This window comes from Pantoea sp. E956-1 (genome assembly GCF_982223955.1).
The window spans coordinates 225,051-245,439 of record NZ_CEUYZP010000002.1 but is presented as its reverse complement, the minus strand read 5'-3'; the positions used below and the strand labels follow the sequence as shown (position 1 = coordinate 245,439).

Annotated in this window: 19 protein-coding genes; 7 read left to right on the top strand and 12 right to left on the bottom strand. The window is 60.2% G+C overall.

Translation table 11 applies throughout. From position 1 onward, the window contains the following. Nucleotides 1-8: 8 nt before the first annotated feature. Nucleotides 9-857 carry a transporter substrate-binding domain-containing protein gene (locus AC0T7J_RS08635; RefSeq protein WP_031591733.1) on the bottom strand — a complete coding sequence of 283 codons (849 nt, stop codon included), beginning with the start codon at nt 855-857 and terminating at the stop codon, nt 9-11. Between the two features lie 169 nt (nt 858-1,026). Between AC0T7J_RS08635 and AC0T7J_RS08630 the strand changes: the two genes are divergently transcribed. Continuing rightward, the gene (locus AC0T7J_RS08630) at nt 1,027-1,185 is read left to right on the top strand and encodes a hypothetical protein (RefSeq protein WP_473793497.1); all 159 of its coding nucleotides are present in this window, start codon (nt 1,027-1,029) and stop codon (nt 1,183-1,185) included. On the opposite strand, the gene hutG is transcribed toward AC0T7J_RS08630, so the two are convergent. After that, nucleotides 1,172-1,963 (bottom strand): N-formylglutamate deformylase, encoded by a 792-nt coding sequence (gene hutG / locus AC0T7J_RS08625; RefSeq protein WP_473793496.1) that lies wholly within the window; start codon nt 1,961-1,963, stop codon nt 1,172-1,174. The two genes, AC0T7J_RS08630 and hutG, sit on opposite strands and share 14 nt — an antisense overlap. Continuing rightward, nucleotides 1,960-3,177 (bottom strand): imidazolonepropionase, encoded by a 1,218-nt coding sequence (gene hutI / locus AC0T7J_RS08620; RefSeq protein WP_473793494.1) that lies wholly within the window; start codon nt 3,175-3,177, stop codon nt 1,960-1,962. Before hutI ends, hutG begins: the two co-directional genes overlap by 4 nt. Nucleotides 3,178-3,258: 81 nt before the next feature. Between hutI and AC0T7J_RS08615 the strand changes: the two genes are divergently transcribed. Beyond that, nucleotides 3,259-4,614, top strand: coding sequence for a formimidoylglutamate deiminase (locus AC0T7J_RS08615; protein ID WP_473793492.1), 1,356 nt, complete (start codon nt 3,259-3,261; stop codon nt 4,612-4,614). Then, nucleotides 4,611-5,174: a HutD/Ves family protein gene (locus AC0T7J_RS08610; protein WP_473793490.1), complete on the top strand. Its 564-nt coding sequence runs from the start codon at nt 4,611-4,613 to the stop codon at nt 5,172-5,174. The genes AC0T7J_RS08615 and AC0T7J_RS08610 overlap by 4 nt, the downstream gene beginning before the upstream one ends. Nucleotides 5,175-5,345: 171 nt before the next feature. On the opposite strand, the gene hutC is transcribed toward AC0T7J_RS08610, so the two are convergent. After that, on the bottom strand, nt 5,346-6,101 hold the full coding sequence (gene hutC / locus AC0T7J_RS08605; protein WP_010254300.1) for a histidine utilization repressor: 756 nt from the start codon (nt 6,099-6,101) through the stop codon (nt 5,346-5,348). A gap of 326 nt (nt 6,102-6,427) precedes the next feature. On the opposite strand from hutC, the gene hutH reads away from it, so the two are divergent. The 3 genes from hutH (at nt 6,428) to AC0T7J_RS08590 (ending at nt 11,035) form a co-directional block, all read left to right on the top strand. Further along, nucleotides 6,428-7,978 carry a histidine ammonia-lyase gene (gene hutH, locus AC0T7J_RS08600; protein ID WP_473793488.1) on the top strand — a complete coding sequence of 517 codons (1,551 nt, stop codon included), beginning with the start codon at nt 6,428-6,430 and terminating at the stop codon, nt 7,976-7,978. A 15-nt stretch (nt 7,979-7,993) separates the two neighbouring features. Further along, nucleotides 7,994-9,679: a urocanate hydratase gene (gene hutU / locus AC0T7J_RS08595; protein ID WP_022625986.1), complete on the top strand. Its 1,686-nt coding sequence runs from the start codon at nt 7,994-7,996 to the stop codon at nt 9,677-9,679. A 198-nt stretch (nt 9,680-9,877) separates the two neighbouring features. After that, nucleotides 9,878-11,035: a M20 aminoacylase family protein gene (locus tag AC0T7J_RS08590; protein WP_473793486.1), complete on the top strand. Its 1,158-nt coding sequence runs from the start codon at nt 9,878-9,880 to the stop codon at nt 11,033-11,035. 1 nt (nt 11,036) lies between these two features. Here the strand turns inward: AC0T7J_RS08590 and ybiB are convergent, their stop codons facing one another. The 4 genes from ybiB to AC0T7J_RS08570 all read right to left on the bottom strand — a co-directional run bounded on the left by ybiB (nt 11,037) and on the right by AC0T7J_RS08570 (nt 15,452). Then, a complete protein-coding gene (ybiB, locus tag AC0T7J_RS08585) occupies nt 11,037-12,005 on the bottom strand; it encodes a DNA-binding protein YbiB (RefSeq protein WP_473793484.1) in 969 nt (322 codons plus the stop codon). A gap of 26 nt (nt 12,006-12,031) precedes the next feature. Beyond that, nucleotides 12,032-14,200, bottom strand: a complete 2,169-nt coding sequence (dinG, locus tag AC0T7J_RS08580) for an ATP-dependent DNA helicase DinG (protein WP_473793483.1) — start codon at nt 14,198-14,200, stop codon at nt 12,032-12,034. Between the two features lie 173 nt (nt 14,201-14,373). After that, nucleotides 14,374-14,892 carry a GNAT family N-acetyltransferase gene (locus AC0T7J_RS08575; RefSeq protein WP_473793481.1) on the bottom strand — a complete coding sequence of 173 codons (519 nt, stop codon included), beginning with the start codon at nt 14,890-14,892 and terminating at the stop codon, nt 14,374-14,376. Then, on the bottom strand, nt 14,889-15,452 hold the full coding sequence (locus AC0T7J_RS08570; RefSeq protein ID WP_473793479.1) for a helix-turn-helix domain-containing protein: 564 nt from the start codon (nt 15,450-15,452) through the stop codon (nt 14,889-14,891). The genes AC0T7J_RS08575 and AC0T7J_RS08570 overlap by 4 nt, the downstream gene beginning before the upstream one ends. A 149-nt stretch (nt 15,453-15,601) precedes the next feature. Between AC0T7J_RS08570 and AC0T7J_RS08565 the strand changes: the two genes are divergently transcribed. Next, complete coding sequence (locus AC0T7J_RS08565) at nt 15,602-16,336, top strand: MerR family transcriptional regulator (protein WP_473793478.1); 735 nt, start codon at nt 15,602-15,604, stop codon at nt 16,334-16,336. A gap of 175 nt (nt 16,337-16,511) precedes the next feature. Here AC0T7J_RS08565 and AC0T7J_RS08560 read toward each other — a convergent pair whose 3' ends face one another. The 4 genes from AC0T7J_RS08560 to osmF are packed head-to-tail and all read right to left on the bottom strand — an operon-like array spanning nt 16,512 to nt 20,261. After that, nucleotides 16,512-17,243, bottom strand: coding sequence for an ABC transporter permease (locus tag AC0T7J_RS08560; protein WP_010669716.1), 732 nt, complete (start codon nt 17,241-17,243; stop codon nt 16,512-16,514). Further along, nucleotides 17,231-18,178 carry an ABC transporter ATP-binding protein gene (locus AC0T7J_RS08555; protein ID WP_010254263.1) on the bottom strand — a complete coding sequence of 316 codons (948 nt, stop codon included), beginning with the start codon at nt 18,176-18,178 and terminating at the stop codon, nt 17,231-17,233. Before AC0T7J_RS08555 ends, AC0T7J_RS08560 begins: the two co-directional genes overlap by 13 nt. Beyond that, entirely contained in the window at nt 18,171-19,346 is a 1,176-nt protein-coding gene (locus AC0T7J_RS08550) for an ABC transporter permease (protein ID WP_473793475.1), read from the bottom strand. The genes AC0T7J_RS08555 and AC0T7J_RS08550 overlap by 8 nt, the downstream gene beginning before the upstream one ends. A gap of 3 nt (nt 19,347-19,349) precedes the next feature. Next, nucleotides 19,350-20,261, bottom strand: a complete 912-nt coding sequence (osmF, locus tag AC0T7J_RS08545) for a glycine betaine ABC transporter substrate-binding protein OsmF (protein ID WP_473793473.1) — start codon at nt 20,259-20,261, stop codon at nt 19,350-19,352. Between the last annotated feature and the right edge of the window lie 128 nt (nt 20,262-20,389).

The following is a 20,389-nucleotide window of genomic DNA, read 5'->3' as shown; positions in this document are numbered from 1 at the left end:
TACCTCACTCAGGGTGTGACGTCAGTTTTGAACCACTTCTCGCTCAGCTTTTTCACTGTGCCATCGGCCAGCGCGGCTTTGATCGCCTGATCCAGCCGGGCTTTCAGATCGTTGTCTGCCATGCGCACGCCCATCGCCTCGCCCTCACCCCAGATTGGGCCGCCCAGTTGCGGACCGCTAAAGCTGAGGTTACGGTTATCCGGTCGCGCCAGCATCGACTGCGCAAAGGTCACATCGTCAAACACCGCGTCAATACGCCCCGCCTGCAAATCGAGGATCGCATCAGCTGAGCTGGTGTATTCCCGAACATCCGCCACCTCTTTGAAGTACTTGTCGATAAACGGCGTGTAGACGGTGCCGGAGGCGATACCAATGGTTTTGCCCTTCAGCGCCGCTTTCAGGGGTGCGATGGCTGGCTCCACGGTTTTCTCATCGTCGGTGAGTTTGATGATCTTACTGTCGGCAGGCAGCAACGACCCTTTCACCGTGATGAAGGTGGCGGGCGTTGAGGCGTAGGGCACGGTGAAATTGATCACTTTCTTGCGATCGGGGGTGATCACAATTGCATCCATGATCACGTCATATTTTCCGGCATTCAGACCGGCGATCATTCCATCCCAGTTCTGCACCACCAGCTTGCACTGTATCGCCATGCGCTGGCAGAGATCGGCCATCAGCTCCGGTTCAAAACCGCCCAGCTTGCCGCCTGGCAGGGTGAGGTTCCAGGGTTCATAACTGCCTTCGGTGGCGATGGTGATCGACTTCCACTCTTTGGCCTGGGCGCTGACGCCACAGAGCAGCAGGCTGGAAACCAGCGTAGTGAGACATAAACGACGAAGAGTCAGAGGGTGTGTCATACGGTTCTCCTGAAAGTAGCGGCCTGGTGATCGTCCTGACGAGATTTAACATAAATTTCACAGGATGATATGTCATGTATATACAAGTTAACGCAGCGCAGTTCATTGCCGGCTTTATCGTTTTGTGAGCCAGACAGAATTTATTACGCAGATGGAGGCGCTGCTGCACTTGTACATACAACCAAGCAAAGGTTATGCCAGCTCTGCAAAGATGGAAAAAGCGGCGGGAGTATGGGAGCTGGCAGGCGACCTGCCCGCCGCTGCACTTAATCAGGGCAGCGATGCACCGGAGTGGCGCATCGCTCTGGTGAGTTTTATTGCGGTTTAGCCTGCGCCAGCATGGCGTGGATCAGTGCCTTAAGCACGTTCTGCAACCTGGCGGCACGCGCCTGCTGCCAGGCGTAAGGTGGGGTTTCATCCATGTAGTTGAGCTGCGCCAGCTCCAGCTGGACCGCCTCAATCTGCTGCTGCGGCTGACCGTAGGCACGGGTGATGTAACCGCCTTTAAAGCGCCCGTTAATCACCCAGCTGTAGTCGTTCTGCGCCGCGCACACGGCCTCCAGCGCCGTACTCATTGCTGGCGTGCAGCTTGCGCCGTCGTTGGTGCCAATGTTGATATCGGGCAGGCGGCCGTCAAACAGGCGGGGAATTTCACTGGCGATAGAGTGGGCGTCAAACAGCAGCGCATAGCCATGCTGCGCTTTGAGCCGCGCCAGCTCCTGTTGAATCTGCTGATGATAGGGCTGCCAGATCTGATCGATGTAGCCCTGACGCGCCGTGTCATCGGGTGTTTTGCCTGGCGCAAAGGTCGGTGTGCCGTCGAACAGGGTTTCCGGGAACAGGCCGGTGGTGGCGCTGGTGTAGAGCGGCTGGTTATCGGGCGGGCGATTGAGATCGACCACAAAGCGGGAGTAGCGCCCGATTAACACGCTGGCCCCGAGATCACGCACAAAATCATACAGCAGCGGAATATGCCAGTCGGTGTCGGGTAAGCCGCGCGCGGCCTCACTCAATCCGGCTTCCACGCCGGGCGTCAGCTCGGTACCGGCGTGGGGAATGCTGACCAGCAGCGGCAGACTGCCCTGGGTAAAATGGAAAGGGTTCATTGTGGTTCTCCACGATAGATAACGGTACAGGGCAGTTCACCACCCAGCCAGTAAACCAGTTCTGCCGGACGGGCCAGCGGCCAGTGAACGAAGTTCGCCACTTTTCCCGCCTCCAGCGAGCCGTGACTGTCAGCCACCCCCAGCGCTTTTGCCCCCCACAGCGTGACGCCCGCCAGCGCCTCTTCCGGCGTCATGCCAAACAGGGTGCAGCCCATATTAAGCATCAGACGCAGCGACAGCGCAGGCGAGGTGCCGGGATTGGCATCGCTGGCCAGCGCCATCGGCACGCCATAGCGCCGGAAGAGATCTACCGGCGGACGCTGCGTCTCCCGCAGCAGATAAAATGCACCAGGCAGCAGAACCGCCACGGTGCCATGCTGTGCCATCGCTCTGGCATCCTCCTCGGTGGCATATTCAAGGTGGTCGGCAGAGAGCGCCCCATAGCGGGCCGCCAGTGCTGCGCCACCTGACGCCGAGAGCTGCTCCGCATGCAGTTTCACCGGCATGTCCAGCGCCACTGCCCGATCAAACACTCGCGCCACCTGCTGCGGTGAAAAGGCGAGATGCTCGCAGAACGCATCCACCGCATCCGCAAGTCCCAGTGCCTGCACCTGCGGCAGCAGCCGTTCGCAGATGATATCGACCCAGCCATCCGGGTCGTGCTTAAACTCCGGCGGAAAAGCATGTGCCGCCAGACAGGTAGCGCGCACGTCAGCGGCTACGCTCTCTCCCAGCTGGCGAATCGCCCGCAGCATCCGCAGTTCGCTCTCTTCATCCAGGCCATAGCCGGACTTGATTTCCACGGTGGTGACGCCCTCGGCCAGCAGGCGGTTAAGCCGCCAGCGAGCCGATGCCACCAGTTCCTCTTCAGTGGCGGCGCGGGTAGCGCGCACGGTTGAGAGGATGCCACCGCCCTGCGCGGCAATCTCTGCATAGCTGACGCCATTCAGGCGCTGTTCAAACTCCTGGCTGCGGTCGCCGCCAAACACCAGGTGAGTATGACAATCCACCAGCCCCGGGGTCACGATGCCGCCCGGCAGATGATGATGCTGATCGGCGACGAACGCGGGCATCTCCGCCTGCGGCCCGACCCACACCAGCCTGCCCGCCCGCACCACCAGTGCGCCCTGGGGGATAAGATGGTACTTTCCGTCACGCATGGTGACCAGGTCAGCCCCGGTCCACACCGTCTCTACGCGCATCTCTTCTGCCATCGCTGCCTCATGCCTCCGCCGTTTACACTGTGCCTCAAAGTATGTATATGTATATACAACCACATCCGATGAGGATCAACCATGGCGACTTTTTTTGCCTCGCGTGCACTGCTGGCGGAGGGCTGGCAGCAGCAGGTGCGTATCACGGTCAATAAGGCCGGTTTTATCGACTCCATTACCCCGGATAGCCACGCTGATCAGGCTATCCGGCTCAACGGCGAGGTGATCCCGGCAATCGCCAACCTGCACTCGCACGCCTTCCAGCGTGCCATGGCGGGTCTGGCTGAAGTAGCGGGCGATCCTCAGGACAGTTTCTGGACGTGGCGGGATCTGATGTACCGCATGGTGCAGCGCCTGACGCCGCAACAGGTGGGCGATATTGCCGCCCTGCTCTACATCGAGATGCTGAAAGGCGGCTACACCCAGGTGGCAGAGTTTCACTACCTGCACCACGACACACAGGGTGCGCCCTACAGTGATGATGCGATGCTGCAACAGCTGATTGAAGCGGCGGAGATCGCCGGTATCGGCCAGACGCTGCTGCCGGTGCTCTACACCTACAGCGGCTTCGGCAGCCAGCCAGCGTCGGCGGGTCAGAAGCGTTTTATCCAGCAGACCGACCGCTATCTGCAACAGCAGGCGCGGCTTGATGCGTGGCAGCAGCAAAGACCACTGCTGAACCGTGGCCTCTGTTTCCATTCGCTGCGGGCGGTGAGTGAAAGCCAGATGCAGGACGTGCTGGCGGCCAGTGATCCGACGCTGCCGGTACATATCCATGTGGCTGAACAGCAGAAAGAGGTGAATGACTCGCTGGCGTGGAGCGGCGAGCGTCCGGTGGCCTGGCTGCTGAACCGCTTTGAGGTGGATGCGCGCTGGTGCCTGATCCACGCCACCCATCTGGATGAGAGTGAGCTGGCGCGTCTCGCCCGCAGCGGCGCAGTAGCGGGTCTCTGCCCGACCACCGAAGCCAACCTCGGTGACGGCATCTTTCCGGCAGTGGAGTACATCGCGCAGGGCGGATGCTGGGGCATCGGCTCTGACAGTCACGTTTCGCTGAGCGCCCAGGAGGAGCTGCGCTGGCTGGAGTATGCTCAGCGACTGCGCGACCAGCGTCGCAACCGGATTACCCTGCCCGGCCAGCCGTCGGTAGGCGATCTGCTGTGGCAACAGGCAGCAGCGGGCGGTGCGCAGGCGTGTGGCATTCAACAGGGCACGCTGGCGGTGGGACAACGTGCCGACTGGCTGGTGCTGCGGGATGAGGCGTGGCTCGGCAGCGTCGGGTCGCACGCCGTACTCAACCGCTGGCTCTTTGCCGGGCAGCGCGATCAGATTCGGGACGTTTATGTGGCGGGTAAAGCCGTGGTTGAAGATGGGGTGCATCCGCACCAGACGGCGTGTGCCGCCCGTTTTGCTCAGGCGATGGAGGCGCTGCGATGATCGCCCGGTTCACGTACCCGGAGCTGGCGGTCAGCCGCTGGCGCAACGGCGGCGGCGAAACCCGCGAAATCATCAGCTTTCCACCCGGCGCGGAGCGTTTCGGCTGGCGCGCCAGCATTGCGACGCTGGCGCAGGATGGTCCCTTCTCTGCCTTTCCTGACATTGATCGGGTGATTACCCTGCTACATGGCGATCCGGTGTTGCTGACCGCGCCGGGCGTGCAGCACTTACTGACGCCTCAACAGCCCTGGGCGTTTGCCGGCGAACTCGCCTTAACGGCAAAGCTGCAGGGCAGCGTCAGCGAAGATTTTAATATTATGACGCGGCGCGGGGAATGGCAGGCAACGGTGGAGGTGGTGACCACGCCGGTCAGCTCTCTGCATGGCGTTGCCTGGGTGCTGGCTGGCGCCTGGCAGACGGCTGTCGGGGAACGGCTGACCGCGCAACAGGGCGCATGGTGGGTCGATGAAGAAACAGCACTCAGCCCGTGCGATACCGATGCCCGGCTGCTGTTTACCCGTCTTAGAGCCTATCCCAGTAGGCGTAATTGTTGCAGGTAGTCTGGACACGGACAGCGCGGAACAATCCGTAGTACACGTAGTACGTGAGGATGACTCGCTGCGCTCGCCCTTTCAGGGCCGCCCTGACGGGCGTTCAGGTTGCTAAAGCAGCCTGTGTGAGCACTGCCCAGGTTCAGACTGACAAATAAAATAGCCTGATGGGCTCGGCTCTTAACCGTGTCCTCTGAAGCGGCCCAGTAATTTGTAACGTGAGCCAGGATAGAGCAACCGCGCATAGGTCACAATTTTAGTGTCGCTCCAGGTCTGACGGCGAATCAGCAGGCAGGGTTCGTGCTCATCCACCGACAGATGTTTACGCTGACGCGCATCGGGCAACACCGCTTCAACAATGTGCTCGCCCGCCGTCAGCGGCGCAACGCGCATCAGATAGGTGTAAGGCGTCATCTGCTGATAATCCTGCGTCAGGTAATCGGGCGCGACCAGCGGATTGACCAGGCGGTCCTCCAGCTGCACCGGCAGATCATTTTCATAATGCACAATCAGCGAATGATAGAGCGTCTGCCCGGTGGTCAGTCCCAGCACCGCCGCCTGCTCAGGATCGGCTTTGTCCTGGCCGATGGCGAGGATTTTGCAGCTGTGCTGATGGCCGCGCTGAGCGATCTCATCGGCGATGTTATGCACCTCCAGCATGGCGGTGTAGCCTTTCATCTCCGCCACGAAGGTTCCGACGCCCTGCATCCGCACCAGAAAGCCTTCGCTGGTGAGTTCACGCAGCGCCCGGTTAATGGTCATGCGGCTGACGCCCAGTTCATTCACCAGTTCACTTTCTGATGGCACACGCTGATTCGCTTTCCACAACCCTTCACGGATCTGGCTGACGATGGCCTGCTTCACCCGCTGATAAATCGGGGCAGGCTCATCGCTCATTGCCGCCGCCAGTTGTGCCAGTGCCGTATGCTCAACCATTTGCTGTTCCTTATGCTGAAAGTCCCCTAAGTTTACTGTCTCACCGTGTGAATGTATATACATCCAGTACGGTGCACGGCGCCCCAATGGTGCAGCCTGCGCATCCTGATGGTGCAGTCTCTGAGTAGCGCTAAATAGTCAACCCGCAGCCGGCGGGCAATCGATTTTTGTGATCGGCCTGGCACGGCACTTGCTTACTCCCTTTGATTGTATAGACAAGCATAGACAAGAATTAACGCTTATGTTTCACTCGTATTATTCCGCTGGATCAGGGCAAGGAGAGCAGTTTAGCCACGCCAGCACACTTGTATAGACAGGAGTAGACTATGTCAGGTTCGTTTCAGGTTTTGCGCCTGGTGCCAGGCGAGGTGGACCTCGCCACATTACGCGCTATCTATCAGGGTAACGTCACGCTGACGCTTGATGAGCCCGCGCGTCAGGCCATTGCGGCGGCGCAGCAAACCGTGGATGCGATTGTCGCCTCCGGCAACGTGGTATATGGCATTAATACCGGCTTCGGCAAGCTGGCGCAGACGCAAATCCCGGCCAGCCGGCTGGCGGATCTGCAGCGTAATCTGGTGCTGTCACACAGCGTCGGGCTGGGCGATCTGCTGCCCGACAATGTTACCCGTCTGGTGGTCGCCACCAAAATCATCAGCCTGGCGCGCGGTCACTCTGGCGTGCGAATCGAACTGGTTGAGGCGCTGCTGGCGCTGTTCAATGCGGGCGTAATGCCCTGCATCCCGGAAAAAGGCTCGGTCGGTGCCTCCGGCGATCTGGCACCGCTGGCGCACATGTCCCTGATGCTGCTGGGCGAAGGTCAGGTCCGGCTCAGGGGTGAGTTGATCCCGGCCACCGAAGGACTGGCAAGCGTGGGCCTGTCGCCGTTTGTACTCGGCCCGAAAGAGGGACTGGCGCTGCTTAACGGCACTCAGGTCTCAACTGCGCTGGCGCTGCGCGGCCTGTTTGAAGGTGAAAATCTGTTTGCAGCCGGTCTGATGGCAGGTGCGCTGTCGCTGGAGGCGATTAAAGGCTCACTGAAACCGTTCGACGCCCGTATCCATCAGGCGCGCGGCCAGCATGGCCAGATTGCGGTCGCCGCTGCCGTAAGCACCCTGATTGAGGGCAGTGAAATAGTGCTGTCGCATACGCATTGTGGCCGCGTTCAGGATCCCTACTCCATCCGCTGCGTGCCGCAGGTGATGGGTGCCTGCCTGGACAACGTCAGCCACGCGGCGCGGATTCTGGAAATCGAAGCGAACGCGGCCTCTGACAACCCGCTGGTGTTCAGCGACAGCGGCGATGTGATCTCCGGCGGCAACTTCCACGCCGAGCCGGTGGCCTTTGCTGCGGATATCCTGGCGCTGGCGATTGCCGAAGTCGGAGCCATCTCCGAGCGGCGGCTGGCGCTGCTGCTGGACAGCGGCTTGTCGGGCCTGCCGCCCTTCCTGGTGCGCGACGGCGGCGTAAACTCCGGCTTTATGATCGCCCAGGTGACCGCCGCAGCCCTGGCCTCTGAGAACAAATCGCTGGCCCATCCGGGCAGCGTCGATAGCCTGCCGACCTCCGCTAATCAGGAAGATCACGTCTCGATGGCGACCTACGCCGCCCGCCGTCTCGGCAGTATGTGCTTTAACAGCGCTGCGGTCGTGGGCATTGAGGCGATGGCCGCTGCACAGGGCATTGAATTCAACCGGCCGCTGAAAAGCTCTGCGCTGATTGAGCAGGCCATCGACACCATTCGCGAGCAGGTCGCCTTCCTTGAGGAGGATCGCCTGCTGGCTCCCGATATCGAGGCAATGCGTCAGTGGGCAAGTCGCACTGACTGGCCTCAGGCATTGACCGCGCTGCTGCCGAGCATGCGCCCAACTTCTTGAATTAAGGAATCTTTCATGAGCGAAACTCTTTCTCAGGCTGTGGCACGTGAAATTCGCGCGCCTCACGGTACCACGCTGCACTGCGCCAACTGGCTGATTGAAGCCGCTTACCGCATGATTCAGAACAACCTCGATCCCGATGTTGCCGAGCGACCGGAAGATCTGGTGGTTTATGGCGGCATCGGTAAGGCGGCGCGTAACTGGGAGTGCTTCGAGCAGATCCTGCGTTCGCTGCGGGCACTGCAGCCGGATGAAACCCTGCTGATCCAGAGCGGCAAGCCGGTCGGCATTTTCCGCACCCACGCGGATGCACCCCGCGTACTGCTGGCAAACTCCAATCTGGTGCCGCACTGGGCAACCTGGGATCACTTCCATGAGCTGGATAAAGCGGGCCTGATGATGTACGGCCAGATGACCGCCGGTTCCTGGATCTATATCGGCGCGCAGGGCATTGTGCAGGGCACCTACGAAACCTTCGTGGAAGCGGGACGTCAGCACTACAACAACGACCTCAGCGGACGCTGGATCCTCACCGCCGGGCTGGGCGGCATGGGCGGCGCGCAACCGCTGGCGGGTGTTCTGGCCGGGGCCTGTGTGCTGGCGATTGAGTGTCAGGAGTCGCGCATCGATTTCCGCCTGCGTACCCGCTATGTAGATTACAAAGCCACCACGCTGGATGAAGCGCTGGCGTTAATCAGCGAAGCGACCGCGGCGAAAAAAGCGATTTCGGTCGGGCTGCTGGGCAATGCCGCCGAGATCCTGCCGGAGCTGGTGAAACGCGCCCGGGCGGGCGGGCCAAAACCGGACATCGTCACCGATCAGACCTCGGCACACGATCCGATAAATGGCTATCTGCCGGCTGGCTGGGATCTGGTGCGCTGGCAGCAGGAGCGCGTCTCACAGCCGAAGGCAGTAGAGAAAGCGGCACGTGCGTCAATGGCGGTCCACGTGCAGGCGATGCTCGACTTCTGTCATATGGGCATCCCGACCGTGGACTACGGCAACAATATCCGTCAGGTAGCGCTGGATGAGGGTGTCAGCAACGCCTTCGACTTCCCTGGCTTTGTACCGGCCTACATCCGTCCGCTGTTCTGCGAAGGAAAAGGCCCGTTCCGCTGGGTGGCGCTGTCCGGCGATCCGGAAGATATCTACAAGACCGACGCGAAACTCAAAGAACTGTTCCCGCACCACAAAACGCTGCATCGCTGGCTGGATATGGCGCAGGAGCGCATCGCCTTTCAGGGACTGCCAGCACGCATCTGCTGGCTGGGACTGGGCGAACGGCATCTTGCCGGTCTGGCATTCAATGAAATGGTCCGCAACGGCGAGCTGAAAGCGCCGGTGGTGATTGGCCGCGACCATCTCGACTGCGGTTCGGTTGCCTCACCTAACCGTGAAACCGAAGCGATGAAGGATGGCTCGGATGCAATCTCAGACTGGCCGCTGCTCAACGCACTGCTGAATACCGCAGGCGGCGCGACCTGGGTCAGCCTGCATCATGGCGGTGGTGTCGGCATGGGCTTCTCGCAGCACGCCGGTATGGTGATTGTCTGTGACGGCAGCAAAGAGGCGGATGCGCGTCTGGGTCGGGTATTGTGGAACGATCCGGCCACCGGCGTGATGCGTCATGCTGACGCGGGTTATGAGCTGGCACAAAGTTGCGCGGCAGAGCATGACCTGAATCTGCCGATGCAGAAGTAATACGCTGAACGGGGCGGGCAGCGACTTGCCCCGTTTTCTTCGCGTTTCCATTCTTAAGCCCTGCCCGGACATCACTTCCTTATTACTTATTCCATTTTGATTTAGCCTATAGCCAGATTTCGTCCTGCCGGCGATAGACGCAGCGCCACCCGACCTCTAAAGTGAAATCTTCTCATTCTGTATGGAGCGCGACTCTGCATGACCCTTTCCCCTGCCCTGCTTGAAGATGCCCTGCGCTGGCGCCGTGAGTTTCATCGCCACCCCGAATTAGGTTACCAGGAACAGCAAACCAGCCAGTTTATCGCTGATGAGTTAGAGCGGGCGGGATTGCAGGTGTTTCGCGGTCTGGCGGGCACCGGCGTCATCGGCACGCTGGAAAACGGTCCCGGCCCGGTTATCGGGCTGCGTGCGGATATGGATGCGCTGCCGATTACGGAAAAAGGCGACACTGAATGGCGCTCCGCCACCCCTGGCGTGATGCACGCCTGCGGGCACGACGGTCACAGCGCCATTCTGCTGGCCGCCGCCCGACAGCTGGCCGCCACACGCCAGTTCCGCGGCACGGTACATTTCATTTTTCAGCCTGCCGAAGAGAACCTGGGCGGTGCGCGCAAAATGGTGGAAGAGGGACTGTTCCAGCGCTTCCCGATGGATGCGATCTATGCGATGCACAACTGGCCGGGACTGCCGCTGGGGTCACTGGCGGTTAACCCTGGCGCCATGATGGCGTCGCTGGATTCGTTTGAGATTACCCTGCACGGCAAAAGCTGCCACGCGGCGATGCCGGAAAGCGGTGCCGATCCAATGGTGGTGGCGGCCGAGCTGATTCTGGCGCTGCAGACAATTCCGTCACGTCGGCTCTCGCCGCTCGCCTCGGCGGTGGTCAGCGTGACGCAGATCCACGGTGGCGAAGCAATCAACGTGATCCCGGAACAGATTGTGCTGCGCGGCACGGTGCGTTGCCTGCAGACCAGCGTGCGCGAAAAAGTACGCGGGCTGATTGATGAATTTGTCGCTACCCTGCCACGTCCGTTTGGTGTCAGCGGTGAGATCGAGTGGTTACCGGGCTATCCGGTGACAGCCAACCATGCGGCCCCGGCTGAGCAGGTGCGCGACGTGGCGCTGGCGACGCTGGGGGCCGAACAGGTTCAGTGGCAGGTTAATCCGTCGATGGCGTCTGAAGATTTTGCCTGCATGATGGAGGCCTGTCCGGGTGCTTACTTCTGGCTGGGCGCGGATGGCGACACGCCCTCCGCCCCGCTGCACAACGCCCGCTATGACTTCAACGACGCGCTGCTGCCAATTGGCATTACTTTCTGGCAGAACCTGGTTGAACAGGCGCTGCCAGCAGCCTGAGTCAGTAACCGGCGGCGAGGATTTGCTGCTCTGCCGCCGCCAGCGAGTCGCACTGGCCGCTGGCACGCAGGCAGCAGGCGAGCTGAAGTCGCAGTGACGCGGGCACCGGTCGCTGCTGATTCAGCACCTCTTCAATCCAGCGCGCAGTTACCTCTGCCGTCTTATACGCCGGCAGTTCAACGGCCACTTCAGGCTGACGCTCAACCCACACTTCCGCTTCTGCGCCTGCGCCCTGAATCATGCTGATCGCCGGGCAGCGCTGTGGATTGGCATAGACTTCCCCTTCGGTGCCATTGAGCAGTATCGCAGGCGCATCGATGTCACTGAAGAATTTCGCTACGCGCGGCACATACTCCGGATGCGACACGCTCGACAGACGCAGCGCCGCACGTTCGGCAAACGGGGTCGCCAGTTTTGCCAGCGTATGCGCGCTGTTACGCACGCCCATTCGCCAGCGCAGCGACAGCTGTTTCGCCATTGGCGGGCAGAGATGATCGATGGTGATAAAGGCGAGTTCGCCCTGATCGAGTTTTGCCTGCGCCGCCTCTGCAGTGGTGACGGGGGCAATACCCAGCGCGGCAAACACCGCTTCACTGGTGATGCGCGTCGCGTCGTCGCTGACGCCATGCACCAGCACCGGGAAGCCGAGTTTCACCAGCAGCAGCGCCAGCAACGGTGTGAGATTGCCCTGCCGGCGTGCACCGTTGTAGCTGGGGATCACCACCGGCATCGGGCGGTTTTCCGGCGCCTGCAGTTGCATCATCTGCGCCTGCATCGCCTGATAAAAGCCGCGCATTTCCGCTTCGCCTTCGCCTTTGATACGCAGCGCAATCAGAATGCCGCCCAGCTCCAGGTCCGGCACCTCGCCCGCCAGCATCGCACCATAAAGCGCCACGGCGGTATCAAAGTCGATATCGCGGGCATGATTTTTACCGCGACCAATCTCTTTAATGATTTTATTCAGTTCCATCACTCGCTTCCGGTTAAGTGCGCGGCTCAGCGCCGCGTGGGACGTCGTTTACGTACCGTGTTTTTTGGCACCACGGTGGCCGGTATCGCTGCCGGCTCTGGCGCTTCCGGCTGCTCAATCGGGAAAATCGGCAGCGCCGCTAACAACCGGCTGCCGTAAGATTTGCTCAGCAGACGGCGGTCATAAATCACGATTTCGCCATAACATTGATGGCTGCGAATCAGGCGTCCGACCTGTTGAATCAGGGTAAAAGAGGCACTGGGTAAGCTCTGCACCTCAAACGGATAGCGCTTCAGGCTTTTCAGCCACTCGCCTTCTGTCAAAATTACCGGACTGTCTACCGGGGGAAAAGCGATTTTATGAATATGCACCTGACTCAGCAGATCGCCTTTGAGATCCAGCCCTTCCGCAAACGACTGCAGGCCAATCAGGATGCTGGTTTCCCCTTTGGCGACGCGCTGACGATGCAGATCGACCAGGCGGCTGCGCGGCTGATCGCCCTGAACCAGCATTGAGAGGCGCAGGTCGGGCAGACAGGCGACAAACTGCTGCATCGCCCGGTTGCTGGCAAACAGCACCAGCACGCCTTTGTGCTTTTTCTCCGCCATCTGCTGCCGGAAGAAACCGGCCATCTCCGCGATATGCTCCGCTTCGTGCGTCATCAGCGGCTCATAGCGCATCTGCGGGATCACCAGCTTGCCCTGCTCCACGTGGTTAAACGGGGAGTCCAGCGCCAAAAAGCGGTCGCCCGCCTTTTCGCTGAGTCCCGACATCTCCTGCAGGCGGTTGAAACTGTTAAGCGATCGCAGGGTGGCGGACGTCACGACCACGTGCGGAATTTTACGCCACAGCATTTTCTCCAGCTGGTCGCTGACGCGGATCCCTGCGCAGTGAAACAGCAGGTGCGCCTGACCTTCGCGCAGCTCGCGGGTGATCCACTTCGACACCGGCGCGCCAGAGGCTTTTTCCATCGCCGCCAGCCGCCACAGTTTGCTGACCGATTCGAACCAGCCAAACTGGCGATTGAGCTGCAGCAGATTGCGATGCAGTCGCACCACATCCACCTTGCCGGTCTGCTCGCTCAGCGCATTAATCAAACCTTCACTCAGGCCGCGTAGCGCATCGCTGAGCTTAAAGAGCCGGGCGCAGAGATCCAGCAGCTCCTGCGGCAGCGCGCCCAGCACAAAGCGGAATTCGCCCGGCTGGTTATGCGGTGGCAGCAGCGGATTCAGCGCCTGAGCGGTAATTGTCAGCAGTTCGCGCAGTTCATCGCAGTGCGCTTTCAGCCGCTCCGGGTTAGCCAGCGGCGGCGGTGATTTTGGCCGCATCTGCGTCATAATACTCTCTACCAGCTTGATAAAGAGGTCGAGCTGCAGGCTGCTCCAGCCCGGCGTGATGTCGGCGCTCATCTCCAGCGCATCGCGGGCCACTTCCGGCAGATGATGCCCTTCATCCAGCACCAGCATCAGGTTTTTAGCCGGTGGCAGCACCGACTCATTCTCCATGGCTGCCATGACCAGCGCATGGTTCGCCACCACTACATCGACCTGCTCGATCTCGCGCCGCGCCACAAAGAACGGGCATTCACGATACCAGCGACAGTGTGCGCCAAGGCAGCTCGCTTTGTCGGTGGAGAGCCGCTGCCACAGGCTGTCGCTGACGTTCTCCTCGCTGTGATCGCGCAGGCCGTCCCACTGATAGCGATCCAGCGATTTCTGCAACCGGCCACACTGCGTCTGCTCTTCTTTAGTGCTGCTGACGGCATCATCGTCCAGATAAAGCAGCAGATCGCCCTGCTCATCGTCATCGGCCGCCATCGCCGCCAGATTACGCGGACAGACATAGCGCCCGCGACCAAAGGCGGCGGTAAAGGTGAGATCGGGAATGATTTTTTTCAGTAGCGGCAGATCTTTGGTGAAGATTTGATCCTGCAGCGCCACGTTGGCGGTGCTGATCACCAGCCGCTTCTCCTGGGCGCGGCTGGCCGCGATGCCCGGGATCAGATAAGAGAGGGTTTTGCCCACGCCGGTTGGCGCTTCAACCGCCAGATGGCGCGAATCGTCGCCCGCCAGGCACTTCGCCACTTCGGCGATCATCTGGCGCTGTGGCGCACGCGGGATGAAGTCAGGCACCTGCTGCTGAAGCGCTTTATACCACTGCGCTATCTGGCTTTTTACTGCGGCTGTCAGGGCCATGATTTGCGTTACCACACCGAAAATATGGCCTGTATTTTTACACAGTATCCCGGCGGCGTCAGCTTTCGCGCCGAATTTTTCGTGCGCCGTCGTAAATTTCAGCCGTTGACTGGTTCAGGTTCACGCGGGCAGCCCGTCAAACCGGGCCGGCACGAAGAAAGGCCAGCCGCAGGCTACGCCAGCACCTGGTACATATAGGTGGTGGCATCCAGCACGCCAGCGGTGGATTCGGCATAAAACGGGATCGACCCCGCCACCTGCCAGCCCAGCGAGCGATAGAGATCGCTGGCGACATCGCCGCTGCGCGTATCCAGCACCAGCAGCGTTTTGCCCTGCGCGCGGGCCTGCTGCTCAGCGCGCTGCATCAGCTCACGCGCGATGCCCTGACGGCGCGCCTGCGGATGCACCAGCAGTTTGCTGATCTCCGCCCGGTGTCGGCCATTAGGCATCGCGCTGCCACTGAGAATGACCGTGCCCACGATGCGACCGTGCTGCCGCGCAACGAATAATTCGCTATTGTCGTCTGCCAGACCGGCAATCCGCTGCTGCCAGAATCGCGTCATCACCTCTTCGTCTTCAGCATCAATAAAGCCGACGCTGGCCCCATCTGCCACACAGGCCTGCAGCACCGCAGTGAGTTCACCCAGTTGCTGTTGCGCTTCGTCGGCGCGAAGTATTGCGTAATCGATCATGGTTTCGCCGCCACCAGTAAATAGCGCGCGCCGTCAGTCAGGTGCGCCTCAAAAGCCGATCTCCCGACCAGATGAAAACGTAAGCAGTCACCGGGCTTCAGCGCCCACTGCTGCGCCCCCATCGTGACGGTGAGGCCGCCTTCGCGTAGCCAGATATGCTGCTCCAGCCCCTGAATGGGTGGCGCATCGTAATCTATACGTGCACCGGGCCGTAATTTGCCCTCAACCAGTTCGCATCGGAAATGAAGCGCAGGAGGTGAAACATTCCGGCGAATAAATCCGCTGGATTCATCCTGCCACACGGGCTGCTGGTCATCTCTGATCAGCAGACTGGACTCAGCCTCCACTTCACTGAGCAGGCGCGACATCGTTAATCCGTAGGCAACACACAGACGGTTAAGCAACGCAGCAGTAGGGCTGGTCTCGCTTCGCTCAATGCGCGATAATGACGCACGACTGATGCCCGTTGCGACAGAAAGTTCATCCAGCGACCAGCCGCGTTGCAGGCGTAATTCTGCCAGCCTCACCGCCAGTCGTTGCTCCGTATTCAGCTCTGACATGGTGAATTCTCATATTTGGGAATAATTCTCTGATATGAGATATAGCGGAGAAACAGCGTATCAGTCAAGTTGTACATTGAGAAATGTATTGTACAACTTAGTCGGCTTCGTTATGGTAATTGCACTCAGACCAATCGAAAGAGGAATTTATGACCTTATACAGTATCGGTGACGTTGCCGAGCGCTGTGGCATAAACCCAGTCACTCTGCGCGCCTGGCAGCGTCGTTATGGCTTACTGAAGCCGCAACGTACCGAAGGCGGACATCGTCAGTTTGACGAAGAAGATGTTCATCGCATCGAAGAGATCATGCGCTGGATTGAAAGCGGCGTGCCGGTCGGTAAAGTTAAGGCACTGCTGGAAGGTGGCGATGTAGATGCCCATGACGGCTGGACCACACTCCAGGATGAGCTGATCAGCGTCCTGCGTCACGTCAGACCCGCTAAACTTCGTAATAAAATTGCCGCGATTGGTCGCGAACATCCGATTGATGCGCTTATCGACCATGTTTTTATGCCGGTGCGCCAGAAGCTCAGTCTGGATCAGAACACCGCCCGCACTATGTGCAGCCTGCTGGATGGTTTGCTGATCGATTATGTCGCGTTCTGCCTGACCGGCAGCCGTAAAAAATCGGGTAAAGATGCGCTGATTATTGGCTGGGGTATCGACGATCGTACCCGCATCTGGCTGGAAGGCTGGCGTCTGTCGCAGCATGGCTGGCGAATAGATGTGCTGGCAGAACCGCTGGATTTACCGCGTCCTGAGCTCTTTCCTGGCATGAATATGTTTGTCTTTACCGGTAAAAAACTGACCCGCCGCCAGCAGGAACAGCTGTCACACTGGCAGGAACAGGGCTATACCGTGCGGTTGCACGACCCTGCCTGATAACAAAAACGCACGCCGGGCACTTTGCCTGCTGCCTTGCGCGCGCTATTATCCCCGCCTCACTGTTAACGAGCTCAGGTTTTAACCATGAATGTCAAAAAAGCCTTTTTCGCCACCCTGTTTTTCATTATGGCGGCAGGCGGCACCGGCGGTCTGATGCTGGTGGGATACTCTCTCATCGTTCACTCACGCTAAGCCAGCGCTGCAGGCGTTCAAACAGGCGATCGCTGACTATCGCCAGCAGCGCCACCAGTAATGCCCCCTGAATCACATAGGCTGTATTAAAGCCGCTTAGGCCGATAATCACCGGCGATCCCAGACTTTTCGCGCCGACCGTCGAGGCGATGGCAGCGGTGCCGATGTTGATGATCACCGAGGTGCGTATCCCGGCGATGATGACCGGCGCAGCCAGCGCCAGCTCAATCTGCCACAGCCGCTGCCAGCTACTCATGCCGACCCCGATGGCGATCTCCCGACTGCTGGCGGGTACGCTATCAATACCCGCCAGCGTCCCCTGTAAAATCGGCAGCAATCCGTAGAGCAGCAGCGCCACGACTGCGGGCCAGGCGCCAAATCCCATCACCGGCACCGCAATCGCCAGCACCGCCACCGGCGGAATCGTCTGCCCTGCCGCCACAATGGTTTCCATCAACGGCCGGAAGGCGCGGCCCGCCCGTCGCGTCACCAGCACACCGCTGCCGATGCCAATCACGATCGCCAGCAGGCTGGCGGTGATCACCAGAAACAGATGTGCCAGCGTCAGTTGCCAGAAGCTCTCCTGCTGATAGAGTGGCCGCGCCAGTTCGGGAAACCAGCGGTGAAACAGCGGCCCGCTGTAAGGCATCAGGGTCAGCAGCGCGCCGTAGAACAGCACCAGCCACAGCAGCGGATCCCTTAGCCTGCGCATGTTAAATCCTCGCGCAGTTGCAGCAGATCGCCAAAGTGGAGCACGCCCAGCGGCCGCTGCTGATCGTCAATGACCGGCAATTTATCGGTACGCCGGGCGATAAACTGCGACAGGGCGTCCCGCAGCGTCAGTGCCGCAGCGATCGGTTCGCCCGGCAGCCACTCGCCGCGCCGCACGGCATTACCGACCTGCTCCAGCGACAGCAGCCGTACCCCCATTTCGCTGCGACCAAAGAAGTCGCGCACAAAATCATTTTTCGGCTGGGTGAGCAGCTCCACCGGCCTGCCCTGCTGAACAATCTCGCCGTTATCCATCAGCACAATACGGTCTGCCAGCGTCAGCGCTTCGTCGATGTCGTGCGTCACCAGCACGATGGTGCGGCCCGACAGTTGATGAATGCGCAACATCTCCTGTTGCAGCACCCCGCGCGTCACCGGGTCGAGTGCACCAAACGGCTCATCCATCAGTAACACCTCCGGATCCGCCGCCAGTGCCCGCGCCACGCCGATGCGCTGCTGCTGCCCACCCGAGAGCTGATGCGGATAGCGGTCCAGCAGCTGCGCATCGAGATTCAGCAGCGCCAGCAGCGCCGTGATACGTTCATTGACCTGTGCCCGGGGCCAGCCCAGCAGCACGGGCACCGTGGCGATATTCTTCCGCACCGTCCAGTGCGGAAACAGGCCAATCGACTGAATGGCGTAGCCCATGCGCCGCCGCAGCGTGCGGGCATCGAGCTGGCGAATCGACTCTCCGGCAAAGCGGATTTCACCACTGTCAAACTCCACCAGCCGGTTGATCATCTTCAGGGTGGTCGATTTGCCCGAACCGGAGGTGCCAAGCAGCACGCAAAACTCCCCTTTCGCCACCTGTAACGACAGATCTTTCACCGCCGCTTTACCGTTAAACGCGCGGGAAACGCCGTCAAACTCAATCATCTTTTCTCTCCAGCAGTGAGATCAGCAGGCGGAACAGCGCATCGATGATCACCGCCAGCGCAATCACCGGGATCACCCCCAGCAACACCAAATCAAGCGCACTGCTTAACAGTCCCTGGAAAATAATCGCGCCAAAGCCGCCCGCGCCAATCAGCGCCGCGACCACCGCCATGCCCAGCGTCTGTACCACCACTACCCGCAGGCCCGCCAGCCAGACCGGCAGCGCCAGCGGCACATCCACCGCAATAAACTGCTGCCAGCCACTCATGCCGACGCCACGTGCACTCTCCCGCACGTCGTGCGGTACCTGTTGCAGCCCCACCACCACGCTGCGCACCAGCGGTAACAGGGCGTAAAGCACCAGCGCGATCAGTGCCGGAGCCATGCCAATACCGCTGATGCCCCAGTCGCCGAGCCACGGAAAATGCTGGGCCAGTCCGGCCAGTGGCGCAATCAGCAGACCAAACAGCGCCACCGAGGGCACCGTCTGAATCACATTCAGTACGCCGAACACCCCACCCTGCCAGCCAGGCCGCCGGAACAGCGTGACGCCCAGCGGCAGCGCAATCATCAGCGCAGGCAGCACCGTTCCTGCCAGCAGGGTGAGATGACGGCTCAACGCGGCATCAAACACCGCGTGGCGGTTGGCATACTCTTTCAGCAGGGAGAGATCGCTGAGCTGGCCACTGAACAGCAGCAGCAGCGGCAGCAGCCAGACCTGCAGATTGAGCAGCAGCTGTGCCAGCCGATGACGGGTCAGTTGCCGCACCTGATCGGTGATCAGCAGCAGGATCAGCGCGCCGCTGCACCACAGTCCGCTGGCAAAGCTGGTGCGCGCCAGACGGCTGCCCTGCTGGCTGAGTAAAGTGGCCTGATGACCGCTGAGCCAGATAATCGCCGCCAGCATCAGTTCTGCCGCCAGTAGCGCCACAATCAGCGTAAGGCGGCCAGGCTGTCGCCACAGCAGCAGCCACAGCGTCGCCAGCGGCAGCAGCAACAGCCCGAAGCGGCTAATCTGCCAGCCCATCAATGGTTCACCCGCCACCAGACGGTTCGGGGCGAAGTTCAGAAACGGCAATGCCACCAGCGCCAGACTCAGCAGCGTCAGCAGCAGCAGTGCCACCGGCTGCTCAATCGGACGGCGTATCGCTTCCCGCGATATCTGCATCGGTTACAGCAGCTTTTTCTGCTGCAGCCATTCGGTCGCTACGCTGCTGGCATCCTGACCGTCGACCGCGATTTTGGCGTTGAGCTGTTGCAGCGTCTTCTCATCAAGCGCGCTGAACACCGGCTTCAGCCACTCTGCAATCTGTGGATAGGCTTTGAGTACCGATTCACGGATTACTGGCGTCGGCGCATAAATCGGCTGAACCCCTTTAGGATCGCTGAGCGTCTGCAGACCTAATGCCGCCACCGGACCGTCGGTGCCGTACGCCATCGCCGCGTTTACGCCGGAAGTCTGCTGTGCCGCTGCGCTGATGGTGACAGCGGTATCGCCGCCCGCCAGCGACAGCAGCTGGTCCTGCTTGAGGTCAAAGCCATAGGCTTTTTCAAAGGCGGGTAAGGCATCGCTGCGTTCAATAAATTCTGCTGAGGCCGCCAGTTTGAAGGTGCCGCCTTTTTTCAGCCAGGCGCTGAGATCCGCCAGAGAGTTGAGCTGATTTTTTTCAGCCAGATCTTTTCGCACAGCGATAGTCCAGGTGTTATTGGCCGGAGCCGGTGTCAGCCAGACCAGATGGTTTTTCTCCGCATCCAGCTTCTTAACCTTTTCGTAGCCTTCAGCGGCATTTTTCCAGGCGCTGTCTTTCTCATCATTGAAGAAAAATGCACCGTTGCCGGTATATTCCGGATAGATATCAAGTTCGCCCGCCGTGATGGCACCGCGTACCACCTGTGTGGTGCCGAGCTGAATTTTATTGACGGTTTTTACCCCGTGCTTTTCCAGCACCTGAAGGATCACATTGCCCAGCAGCGATCCTTCGGTATCAATTTTTGAGCCGACCCGCACCGGATCTGCCGCGTGTGCCATCCCCATGCTGAGCAGCAACGCGCTGACACCTATCCAACCCCGAATTCTGACCATGACTTTTTCCTTATCGCAGTGTGTTGTTTTTACGTTTTGTTCATGCGTAATAATTCACAAGGCGTTGTGCGCCTGCGCGTTCAGGCTGCTCACCTGCCGCTCTGCAGGAGGCTGGCAAGGTATGCAGC

Coding starts and splice junctions, on each gene's coding strand:
- hutC (WP_010254300.1), bottom strand. CDS start 6,101: ATGGTTGAGCATACGGCACTGGCACAACTGGCGGCGGCAATGAGCGAT.
- dinG (WP_473793483.1), bottom strand. CDS start 14,200: ATGGCCCTGACAGCCGCAGTAAAAAGCCAGATAGCGCAGTGGTATAAA.
- ybiB (WP_473793484.1), bottom strand. CDS start 12,005: ATGGAACTGAATAAAATCATTAAAGAGATTGGTCGCGGTAAAAATCAT.
- AC0T7J_RS08615 (WP_473793492.1), top strand. CDS start 3,259: ATGGCGACTTTTTTTGCCTCGCGTGCACTGCTGGCGGAGGGCTGGCAG.
- osmF (WP_473793473.1), bottom strand. CDS start 20,261: ATGGTCAGAATTCGGGGTTGGATAGGTGTCAGCGCGTTGCTGCTCAGC.
- AC0T7J_RS08575 (WP_473793481.1), bottom strand. CDS start 14,892: ATGATCGATTACGCAATACTTCGCGCCGACGAAGCGCAACAGCAACTG.
- AC0T7J_RS08610 (WP_473793490.1), top strand. CDS start 4,611: ATGATCGCCCGGTTCACGTACCCGGAGCTGGCGGTCAGCCGCTGGCGC.
- AC0T7J_RS08590 (WP_473793486.1), top strand. CDS start 9,878: ATGACCCTTTCCCCTGCCCTGCTTGAAGATGCCCTGCGCTGGCGCCGT.
- hutG (WP_473793496.1), bottom strand. CDS start 1,963: ATGAACCCTTTCCATTTTACCCAGGGCAGTCTGCCGCTGCTGGTCAGC.
- AC0T7J_RS08570 (WP_473793479.1), bottom strand. CDS start 15,452: ATGTCAGAGCTGAATACGGAGCAACGACTGGCGGTGAGGCTGGCAGAA.
- hutI (WP_473793494.1), bottom strand. CDS start 3,177: ATGGCAGAAGAGATGCGCGTAGAGACGGTGTGGACCGGGGCTGACCTG.
- hutU (WP_022625986.1), top strand. CDS start 7,994: ATGAGCGAAACTCTTTCTCAGGCTGTGGCACGTGAAATTCGCGCGCCT.
- AC0T7J_RS08635 (WP_031591733.1), bottom strand. CDS start 857: ATGACACACCCTCTGACTCTTCGTCGTTTATGTCTCACTACGCTGGTT.
- AC0T7J_RS08560 (WP_010669716.1), bottom strand. CDS start 17,243: ATGCGCAGGCTAAGGGATCCGCTGCTGTGGCTGGTGCTGTTCTACGGC.
- AC0T7J_RS08550 (WP_473793475.1), bottom strand. CDS start 19,346: ATGCAGATATCGCGGGAAGCGATACGCCGTCCGATTGAGCAGCCGGTG.
- AC0T7J_RS08555 (WP_010254263.1), bottom strand. CDS start 18,178: ATGATTGAGTTTGACGGCGTTTCCCGCGCGTTTAACGGTAAAGCGGCG.
- hutH (WP_473793488.1), top strand. CDS start 6,428: ATGTCAGGTTCGTTTCAGGTTTTGCGCCTGGTGCCAGGCGAGGTGGAC.
- AC0T7J_RS08565 (WP_473793478.1), top strand. CDS start 15,602: ATGACCTTATACAGTATCGGTGACGTTGCCGAGCGCTGTGGCATAAAC.